Here is an 8,939-nt window from a genome sequence, read left to right as displayed (position 1 = left end):
CTACAATTGTGTGCGAATTCAAGAAAAATTAAACCACCTATCCCCTAAAGAATTTAGGGAACAAGTGGTTTAGGTGTTTTGATAGGTGTCCCGTTTTCAGGGTTCACTTCATTCAGAGAGGTTTTTTCTTTATCCATCTTTTCTAAATATGTTAATGCATCATCCAGTGTATCCACTGGTACAATTTTCATTTTTGTTTTAATATCCTTTGCAGTCTCAAGCGCATCTTTATAGTTCGATTTCTCCGCACCTTTTTCATTTGGCGCAAAGAACACTTCAGCCCCGGCATCGCTAGCAGCCACCACTTTTTGATTTATACCACCAATCGGACCAACTTCTCCTTTTTCATTTATCGTACCTGTTCCAGCTATTTCATGTCCTTTTGTTAAGTCTTCTTCCACAAGTTGATTATATATTTCTAATGTGAACATTAAACCTGCGGATGGTCCACCAATTTCATGAGAATTAATTTTCACTTTCGGATCGACTACTAATTCTCTCTCCGTAACGATAGAAACACCTATACCCACACGTCCATTTCCATTAGGAATCGTCTTTACATTTAAATTTTCTTTCAATTGTTTTCCATTTCTCATGTACTCAATATTTACAGCATCACTTTCTTTTTTCCCAGTCATATATTCAATAAATTGCTCCGTTTTTTCAAATGTTTTTCCGTCAACAGCTATAATAACATCACCAAGCTTAAGCTTTCCTTCTGACGGCATTCCCTTTGCCACACCAGCAACTAATACACCTTTATTTTCAAAAGAAACGGAGCGATTTGCACGTTTATATGCATTATAAATTGCTGCATTTTGTGAATCTTTCATCGCATAATTTTGGCGAAATTGATATTCTTCATCACTCTCACCTTTTTGCAATATTTCTTCCGCTTTTGAAATATGTGTATATTTATTAAACTGTGCCGCTATTAAATTCACCACATTTGCTGGTCCCATTGAAACCGTAACAAGCATAAAATCACCAGATTCTTTCGTTCCACCCTCAACTTGAACGTAAGGCTCTAATTTGGCAGCCATTCCTGGTTTTGTTACATAATACGGCAAACGCACATAAACAAGTAACATCGCCAATATAACCCCTATTAAGATTGCATATATAAACCGAAAACGCTTAAACATTATGTTTCTCCTTCCACTGCTCAATTAATAAATAAATATTTGAAATATGTTTTTCCGCTTCTACTTCTCCAACTCGAATAATGTCTTCAATGTTTGTAAAAGCACGTGAACTAAATTGCTCTACAGCTGGTCGCATCATTAAATCCGATGCAATTTGCCGATTCATTACAAGCTCATGCTGCATAATTTCAATACTTTGCATGATTACGTCATAAATGGACGTAACATCGCCATTCACCTTAATTGGAGACACATCAACAGCGATAACAATATCGGCCCCTAATTCTTTCACAACCGATACTGGGATGCGATCAATAACTCCACCATCCACTAATAATCGTCCATCTATTTTTTCTGGTACAAACACTCCAGGAACAGATATGCTAGCCCTCACCGCATCTGCAACTGGCCCACTTGTAAAGACCACTTTTTCCCCCTTCAATATGTCAGTAGCCACAACAGCCGTCGGGATATCTAACTCTTCTAGATTTTTATTATATGTAAACATTTTAATCATATCTTTGACACGTTTTCCAGCAATAAATCCCATTTTTGGTACGGTGAAATCTAAATAATACTTCCGCTTAAAAACAGATGCCAATTTATACAATCTTTCAACGTTACTACTTGCCGCATAAAACGTACCTATTAGCGCCCCCATACTACTTCCTGCAATCATATGAATGGGGATACCCGCTTCCCTTAAAACCTTTATTACACCGATATGAGCAAACCCTTTCGCTCCCCCAGACCCAAGTGCTAAACCAATCTTTGGTTCTTTCATTTTTCTCACCCTTTAATTTTTTTCATTCCTTTTTCATACTTATGGTCTAAATTCACTACGTATCCACGTATACTGAAATGAACGTTTTTTGGGACAAAGGGGGATTTACTTACATGTATGAAAAATGGAAAACCGCTTTCCTTACCATATCAACGCTATTTTTAACCTTTTCTCTTGTACTCCACCCCCAAGCCGCTTTGCAAGCTTCTATTCGCGGGTTAAATATATGGTGGGAAGTTGTATTCCCTTCACTACTACCGTTTTTCATCATTGCAGAACTTCTAATTAGTATCGGTGTTGTAAAATTTATTGGCGTTATATTAGAACCACTCATGCGCCCACTTTTTCGCGTTCCAGGGATAGGTGGATTCGTTTGGGCGATGGGAATGGCTTCAGGTTTCCCTGCAGGCGCCAAATTAAGCGCTAGGCTACGAAAAAGCAATCTTTTAACTCAGATTGAAGCGGAACGCCTCGTTTCTTTCACAAATTCTTCTAATCCACTTTTTATTTTCGGTGCTGTGTCTATCGGTTTTTTTAATAATCCGAAATTAGGGATTATATTAGCGGCTGCCCATTATTTAAGTAACTTTGCTGTCGGATTAATTATGCGTTTTTACGGCCATAATACCGCTTACAAAAATAATAAACACACTACAAAAAAACGACCCTTTCAAAACCCTTTTTTAATTCTTCACGAGACACGCTTACAAGAAAAAAGACCAATCGGAAAATTACTTGGGGATGCTATTGTTTCTTCTATTCAAACATTACTTATGATTGGCGGATTTATTATTTTATTCTCTGTGTTAAATAAAATGATTACTGTATTCCACATTACAGCAACTCTTTCTTTTATTATGCAACATATTTTATCATTCTTCCAACTAAGTACAGATTTTAGTATGCCTATATTATCAGGTATTTTCGAAATGACACTCGGAAGCCAAATGATTAGTCAAATAAATGAAACACCCCTCTTACAACAAGCTATGGTAACAAGCTTCATTTTAGCATTTAGCGGTCTTTCTATTCAGGCACAGGTTGCTAGCATATTAGCTGAAACAGACATCCGATTTAAACCCTATTTTTTCGCACGAATTATTCAAAGTATTCTTGCCCCTATTTTTACATTTATATTTTGGACACCATTTTATGAGAAAGTGAGTTCTTTCTCACCTATGCAAAAAGATATTCCTGTATTTTTATCCAAGCATCCTTCTATACTACATGAAATTTGGACATCTTTTATACATTACGGACCAATTTTTACATTATTTTGTCTATATTTATATGTTATTTTATTATTTTTTCGCACGTATAAAGAAAAACCCCGTTCACTTTAACGGGGTTTGAAACTTTTCTTTTAAAGCACGCTCTACAATAGGAGGCACAAGATCTACTACACTTCCTCCATACCTCGCAACTTCTTTCACAATACTCGAGCTTAAAAATGAATACTGATTGTTTGTCATAATAAAAAATGTTTCAATATTTTCATCTAATTTTCGATTCATAGAAGTAATTTGCATCTCATATTCAAAATCAGAAACTGCTCGCAAACCACGTAATATTGCATTTGCATTACGCATTTTTGCATACTCTACTAATAGCCCACTATGCGAATCTACTTTTACATTTGGGATATCCTTTGTCGCTTCTCGAATTAGTTCTAATCTCTCTTCAACTGAAAAGAATGGTTTTTTTGATGAATTGTTTAAAACGACTACGTACACCTCATCAAATACTTTTGCTCCCCTTTTAATAATATCCAGATGCCCTAGGGTAATTGGATCAAAACTTCCTGAAGAAATAGCTATACTTGTCATTCTGTCCCCTCACCTTCATACTTATAAATCGATATTGCAGTAATCCCATAATTCTCAGCTCGTACTTTTACAAGCCTTCCTATTGAATCAGGTAAAACCACATCATTACCATGCTCTGCCATAATTAATCCATCACTATGTAGCAATCCATGTTGATCCATTACACTAATTAAAGATACAATTTTTTGCTCTTTATATGGTGGATCTATTAATATAAGATCGAATGACATTTCACGTTTTATAAGCGCCTTTACTGCACGTTCCGCATCATTTCGATATACTTCAGCTTGCTCCTGTATTCTACAACTTTCTAAATTTTGATGAATTACTTTTATCGCTTTACTATCCCGATCAACAAAAATTGCTTTATCGATCCCTCTGCTCAAAGCCTCAATTCCCAGACCACCACTACCCCCAAATAAATCAAGGGCGATACCACCATCAAAATAAGGACCTATCATATTAAAAATAGATTCTTTTACTTTATCTGTCGTTGGACGTGTTGTATTACCAGGAACCGCTTTAAGTGGGTGTCCTTTACATTTTCCTGAAACTACTCTCATCTGTTGTCACTACCTTTATTTCAATCTATCGAGCGATTATAGAAAGCCATTCCCACTTCGGTAACCGTTAACAAACCACATTCACTTAACTATAGGAAAACTCGGCATCAAATAACCACTCATTATTTTTATGTATTCATCTCATCATTCACTAATATGAATCCAATATGTATATTAGTTCCACTTTATCTTTTTTATCCTATCATAAAATAAAAAAAAGAAAAATAAGAAGCCCTACATAAAATTTAATTTCATTATGTATATCTTCATTTAGATTGGACATAAATAATTATAACAACATCACCTTCGATGTTGTTGCCAACCGCGGAGAAGACTTACGTTTCCCCATAAGTTCTTCCTCCGGTTTCTCCTCTCCCTTTGCCTTCTTACTAGTACATGCTAGTATAAGAAGGGCCCTGCTATGCAGGGTTTTTTTTCTTTGTGTGCTTTTCATTTAAAAAGTGAAATGGTACAGTAAAAGAAAGAGGAGGAAAAAATATGATTCAACGCTTTATAGAACTCGGAGAAGGCTACTCTGATTTATATGAATTACTTGAAATTGCCAAAACAAATCAAGAACGTATAGCACATATGTTACAATTTGAAACGATAAAAAACGATAAAAAAGTGTGTTCGCTTGTTGTAATATTAAAACCAACTACTACTGGTGATTTCCAACCACTATACATATGTCGTGAAGGCATTCCTGTATTTGAAAATAAAAAAAGTAAACGTGTCGTTTTATTTGAAGAAACGGCAGCGCAACTCGGGAAAAAAGTGGCTACCTTTACTGTAAAGCCATCTACAACTTTCCCAGAAAAAGAACTATTTTTTAATCATTTAATTGGTATTTTACGAATGAACAATTTCATTCCTCCGATGAAATAACACTTTATTTCAAATGAAAAATCCCCCACTAAATTTAGCAGGGGATTTTTTCTATTAGCTATAATCGTATTCTTTTGCTCGATCAGGACGGGAATTTTCAAATTCCGTTTTTAAATACGGGCGATACGACTGTTCTATCTTTTTCACAAAAGGAAGTTTGTTCAACTTATGCATCATATGCTCAATTTGTTCCATGTCACAATATACTACAGCATATTTTAAACGTTTTGATATGTAATGTATGTTACCATATTTCCTTAAAATCTTGGCATGTTTCAATGAATGTAAATAAACAATCATACTTTGTCGTTGCCCGAACATAATCTTCTCCATCTTCTCCTTTTAAAAACATATATTTTATATTCTATGAAAACCAATCAGAAATTTATAACATTACAGGACAAACTCTGTATACGTTTTCTTCCAACTTCTAAAAAACGGGGTACATCACCCCGTTTTTTTACAACCACAACCTCCGCCAGTACCACAACCTCCACCACAGCCACCAGCATCAAAGAATGGATTTCCTGTTGGCACCTTAATGGAAGAAGACACTTCCGAACCGATTGCTACACTAACTTCGTCTAATAACTTCTGCAAAGCAGTTTCTGCTCTTTTAAAAGCTGCAACCTTATCATGTAAGTCCACAGAACGCTTTAATTCTCTCATTTTCATCGACACGGTAGTATAGTCAGGATGGTATTTTCCAAAACGCTGTACTTCCTCATACCGTTCTTTCATCGCTGTAAATTGCTGAATTAACGTCTGAAGTTCCATATCTTCATGTAATTCTCTATAATACTTACGATAATCTTCTGCTATATCTGAACAGATAATCGCTTTTGCAAGCTGCTCTGCCTTATCTAATATTAATACGCTTTCCAGCGTCGCTACAATCATGAGAGACACCTCCGAGTATCCATCATACCACATTTAGATTAGAACTACTAATTGAAGTGACTTACTCAAAAGAAAGATATAATGAAACTATTTTCACACTATATCCGTACACACTTATACATTAATATGTTCCGCTATATTATATTTAAGAACATCCCATTTCCCACTATTTTGTTTCACATAACTAATACACGCATTTTTTAATGGTGTCTTAAATGTAATTTCATCTGGTTCAATGGCATGTAAAATCGCTTTTATCGCGTGTGAGTGAGCAACAATAATAATACGTTTGCCAAAATGAGTTGTTGCAACATCTTCTAAAGCAGCAAAACAACGAGCTACAATCTCTTCATCTTGCTCCATACCTTCTACTTTACCCTCGGCAATCAACTCTCTAACAGCCGCAACTGGCTTCCCTGAAGCTTCTCCAAAATTTCGTTCAACAAATCGCTCATCTAATAAAATCGATTGTAATCCAGCTGCCTTTGCGATTTCATTAGCCGTTTCTTGCGCTCTAATTAACGGGCTACTAATAATAATATCCCACGTTTCTTCTTGTAAAGCAGCTGCACTTTGACTCGCTTGCTTCTTACCAACTTCATTAAGCGGAATATCTTCTCGCCCCTGAATAATTTCTTGAAAATTCCAATCAGTTTGTCCATGTCGTACTAAACAAATTTCCGTCATGCTGCAACTCCTTTTTAAATAATCAACCTCTATTGTAACAAAAGTTCTGCATGACGGACATATTTTTCACTTCCAATTAGGTTGCATTTTGTTGCTTCATATACTGAAACATATCAATCATGATCGAAGCAACGGCCAATTGATTTTGAAATTTTTCCACTTTATCTGGTATTGTTTTTTTGAAATGTTGCATCGCCGCTAACTCAAAAGCCTCTTTTTCTTCAGGATTTCGCGTTAATTTTCTATACCAGTACGGTTGCTCTCTAATATAGCGAGATAAATCCTCATCAGCCTTTATAAACTCCATAATTTCTGCTCTCATCATCTTTCCCCCTAATCCTTTTGAAAGAAAAACGGGTTATTTTCTGAAGTACTTTGTTCTTGCTGCGTACGGTTACCTTGAAATTGCTGAATAACTTGTTGCACGCTCCCAATAGCACTCGTCACATTGGCTAAATGGTTCTGCATTTGTTCCACGTCCAACTTTTTAAAAAAAGAAAGCATTTGCCCCATCACATCAGCAGTTTTTTCCTCTTCAGTTCGATTATCTTTTTCTTTTTTATTTTCTTTTACCGAAGAAAACGTAGGCGCTCCATCCGGTCTATAAGTTGCCCATATTGGATCTTCTTCACCAAGTAAGTACCATTCTTCATAAAATTGTTGCCAAGTTTTGTGACCACTTCTAACCTCATGAACCATTTTAGGGTGATGGTTTACAAATTCTTTAAACTGTTGAACCGATGGATGTAACGGTCCTTTTGTTGTTGGCATAATCCTCACCTCTCCATGTATATCTACTATATAGTAAGAAAAAAAAGGCGCATGGTTCGCCTATTTTTAGACGATTCATGCACCTTTTTTTCTGCTATTTGCATACGGTCAGATTCCCACCTACAATTCAGTGAATACGAAGTAACTAATTAGGTGATGTAACACCCCACCGCTTACAGTTTCGCTTTATTTTCGAATAAAATTTTGTGTATAAAATTTATCGTATACACCAACACCTAATCCTGTAAATTGTTCATTTAATAAATTCTTTCTATGCCCCTCACTATTTAGCCAGCCTTGCACTGCCGCAATTCCATCACTATGTTGCGCCGCTATGTTCTCACCAGCAAGTTGAAATCCTACTTTCCCGCGCTGTAAACGATCTCCTAGCGTACCTAATGTAGGTGAGTCATGAGAAAAATAATTATTGTCTTTCATATCTTTACTGTGACCAACAGCAACATCTGCTGTTTCCTGATCCCATGTTAATAATGGTAATTTATGACGACTTCGAATGATATTTGTTAAATCAAAAATTTGTTGCATATTCCCATTTTCTACTTGTTTTATCTTTTCTGGAGTCAATGGTTGTTCCGCTATTAATTCACCTGAATAAACGAGCTGATACGGTCTTTGATGTAATAAAGTTTCATCATCCATATAACGAACACCAACAAGCTCATGTGTAAATTGATCAAAATACAATTGCGCCCATCCATCTTCTACAGGTATTAACGGTTGTTCCATGACTTCAGTATCAGATAGTTCAAATTGATAACTATTTTTCCCTCTTTTTAATGAAATTTCATGCGAAAGCGGACTTTTTTTATATACTTCTTCATATTTTTCATTTATATAATAAGGCGGAACCTTAACTTGTTCACCAGCAGCATACGCCGTTACAACTTTACGTTCAGAAACTCCAAATTGAACATACTGAGTTAAATCCTGATTGTATACCCACCATTCATATCCGTATGCAGATGGCTCAATTCGAGAGGGTTCTCCCCACTTCGCTAATAAATTTTCAGAGTCTTCACCAATCATATTTAAAACAGTGTCTGAGGAGTCTTCCTTAATTTGCTTTTTCTTTTTCACAATTTTATTTTCTTGCTTTGATTGAGATGGCGTTAATATATATTGTGAAACGAGTAATTTCCCGTATAAATCAACAGCTAAAATTAAAATTGTAATCATTACGATACGCAATAATTTCTTCAAACGATATACCTCCTGAACAAAACATAAAATTGAGATATACACAAATCATTTTCTTTCTTTTTGTGTGTACCGTACTCTTTTCACTATATCATATTTTTGTGAAAAAAGTCTGGATTATCCCTTTTCTCTCAATATGAATTGCACTTTCTTATTA

13 protein-coding genes are annotated in these 8,939 nt (G+C 35.5%); 3 read left to right on the top strand and 10 right to left on the bottom strand.

Annotation, left to right across the window (positions count from 1 at the left end):
- A partial coding sequence (locus MR170_RS32485) for an IS3 family transposase (RefSeq protein WP_326245104.1) occupies positions 1-73 on the top strand: 73 nt, incomplete at its 5' end.
- Here MR170_RS32485 and MR170_RS19145 read toward each other — a convergent pair.
- Positions 54-1,145: a SepM family pheromone-processing serine protease gene (locus tag MR170_RS19145; RefSeq protein WP_242308937.1), complete on the bottom strand. Its 1,092-nt coding sequence runs from the start codon at positions 1,143-1,145 to the stop codon at positions 54-56. The genes MR170_RS32485 and MR170_RS19145 overlap by 20 nt on opposite strands.
- The gene (locus MR170_RS19140) at positions 1,138-1,929 is read right to left on the bottom strand and encodes a patatin-like phospholipase family protein (protein ID WP_000662588.1); all 792 of its coding nucleotides are present in this window, start codon (positions 1,927-1,929) and stop codon (positions 1,138-1,140) included. The genes MR170_RS19145 and MR170_RS19140 overlap by 8 nt, the downstream gene beginning before the upstream one ends.
- Positions 1,930-2,042: 113 nt before the next feature.
- On the opposite strand from MR170_RS19140, the gene ylbJ reads away from it, so the two are divergent.
- Positions 2,043-3,272 carry a sporulation integral membrane protein YlbJ gene (ylbJ, locus tag MR170_RS19135; RefSeq protein WP_016080466.1) on the top strand — a complete coding sequence of 410 codons (1,230 nt, stop codon included), beginning with the start codon at positions 2,043-2,045 and terminating at the stop codon, positions 3,270-3,272.
- Here the strand turns inward: ylbJ and coaD are convergent.
- Positions 3,264-3,755, bottom strand: a complete 492-nt coding sequence (gene coaD, locus MR170_RS19130; RefSeq protein WP_000200601.1) for a pantetheine-phosphate adenylyltransferase — start codon at positions 3,753-3,755, stop codon at positions 3,264-3,266. The two genes, ylbJ and coaD, sit on opposite strands and share 9 nt — an antisense overlap.
- Entirely contained in the window at positions 3,752-4,318 is a 567-nt protein-coding gene (gene rsmD / locus MR170_RS19125) for a 16S rRNA (guanine(966)-N(2))-methyltransferase RsmD (RefSeq protein WP_098391149.1), read from the bottom strand. The genes coaD and rsmD overlap by 4 nt, the downstream gene beginning before the upstream one ends.
- A gap of 498 nt (positions 4,319-4,816) precedes the next feature.
- Here rsmD and MR170_RS19120 point away from each other — a divergent pair, with 498 nt between their 5' ends.
- Positions 4,817-5,206: a DUF7147 family protein gene (locus MR170_RS19120; protein ID WP_029443143.1), complete on the top strand. Its 390-nt coding sequence runs from the start codon at positions 4,817-4,819 to the stop codon at positions 5,204-5,206.
- 54 nt (positions 5,207-5,260) lie between these two features.
- Here MR170_RS19120 and MR170_RS19115 read toward each other — a convergent pair whose 3' ends face one another.
- The 6 genes from MR170_RS19115 to MR170_RS19090 all read right to left on the bottom strand — a co-directional run bounded on the left by MR170_RS19115 (position 5,261) and on the right by MR170_RS19090 (position 8,785).
- Positions 5,261-5,527 (bottom strand): YlbG family protein, encoded by a 267-nt coding sequence (locus MR170_RS19115; RefSeq protein WP_002082261.1) that lies wholly within the window; start codon positions 5,525-5,527, stop codon positions 5,261-5,263.
- A gap of 126 nt (positions 5,528-5,653) precedes the next feature.
- On the bottom strand, positions 5,654-6,106 hold the full coding sequence (locus MR170_RS19110; protein WP_000634366.1) for a YlbF/YmcA family competence regulator: 453 nt from the start codon (positions 6,104-6,106) through the stop codon (positions 5,654-5,656).
- 114 nt (positions 6,107-6,220) lie between these two features.
- Positions 6,221-6,793 (bottom strand): histidine phosphatase family protein, encoded by a 573-nt coding sequence (locus MR170_RS19105; RefSeq protein ID WP_029443144.1) that lies wholly within the window; start codon positions 6,791-6,793, stop codon positions 6,221-6,223.
- A 76-nt stretch (positions 6,794-6,869) separates the two neighbouring features.
- Complete coding sequence (locus MR170_RS19100; RefSeq protein WP_001200990.1) at positions 6,870-7,115, bottom strand: YlbE-like family protein; 246 nt, start codon at positions 7,113-7,115, stop codon at positions 6,870-6,872.
- Between the two features lie 11 nt (positions 7,116-7,126).
- Positions 7,127-7,564, bottom strand: a complete 438-nt coding sequence (locus MR170_RS19095; protein ID WP_016080462.1) for a YlbD family protein — start codon at positions 7,562-7,564, stop codon at positions 7,127-7,129.
- 186 nt (positions 7,565-7,750) lie between these two features.
- The gene (locus MR170_RS19090) at positions 7,751-8,785 is read right to left on the bottom strand and encodes a CAP domain-containing protein (protein WP_029443145.1); all 1,035 of its coding nucleotides are present in this window, start codon (positions 8,783-8,785) and stop codon (positions 7,751-7,753) included.
- Between the last annotated feature and the right edge of the window lie 154 nt (positions 8,786-8,939).

Source organism: Bacillus cereus group sp. BfR-BA-01524 (assembly GCF_022662595.1).
GTDB lineage: Bacteria > Bacillota > Bacilli > Bacillales > Bacillaceae_G > Bacillus_A > Bacillus_A thuringiensis_S.
This window is presented reverse-complemented; position numbering and strand designations above follow the sequence as displayed.

Bases quoted from the DNA above. Each gene is read 5' to 3' on its own strand.
- MR170_RS19145 (WP_242308937.1), bottom strand. From the start codon at position 1,145: ATGTTTAAGCGTTTTCGGTTTATATATGCAATCTTAATAGGGGTTATA.
- MR170_RS19140 (WP_000662588.1), bottom strand. From the start codon at position 1,929: ATGAAAGAACCAAAGATTGGTTTAGCACTTGGGTCTGGGGGAGCGAAA.
- ylbJ (WP_016080466.1), top strand. From the start codon at position 2,043: ATGTATGAAAAATGGAAAACCGCTTTCCTTACCATATCAACGCTATTT.
- coaD (WP_000200601.1), bottom strand. From the start codon at position 3,755: ATGACAAGTATAGCTATTTCTTCAGGAAGTTTTGATCCAATTACCCTA.
- rsmD (WP_098391149.1), bottom strand. From the start codon at position 4,318: ATGAGAGTAGTTTCAGGAAAATGTAAAGGACACCCACTTAAAGCGGTT.
- MR170_RS19120 (WP_029443143.1), top strand. From the start codon at position 4,817: ATGATTCAACGCTTTATAGAACTCGGAGAAGGCTACTCTGATTTATAT.
- MR170_RS19115 (WP_002082261.1), bottom strand. From the start codon at position 5,527: ATGTTCGGGCAACGACAAAGTATGATTGTTTATTTACATTCATTGAAA.
- MR170_RS19110 (WP_000634366.1), bottom strand. From the start codon at position 6,106: ATGATTGTAGCGACGCTGGAAAGCGTATTAATATTAGATAAGGCAGAG.
- MR170_RS19105 (WP_029443144.1), bottom strand. From the start codon at position 6,793: ATGACGGAAATTTGTTTAGTACGACATGGACAAACTGATTGGAATTTT.
- MR170_RS19100 (WP_001200990.1), bottom strand. From the start codon at position 7,115: ATGAGAGCAGAAATTATGGAGTTTATAAAGGCTGATGAGGATTTATCT.
- MR170_RS19095 (WP_016080462.1), bottom strand. From the start codon at position 7,564: ATGCCAACAACAAAAGGACCGTTACATCCATCGGTTCAACAGTTTAAA.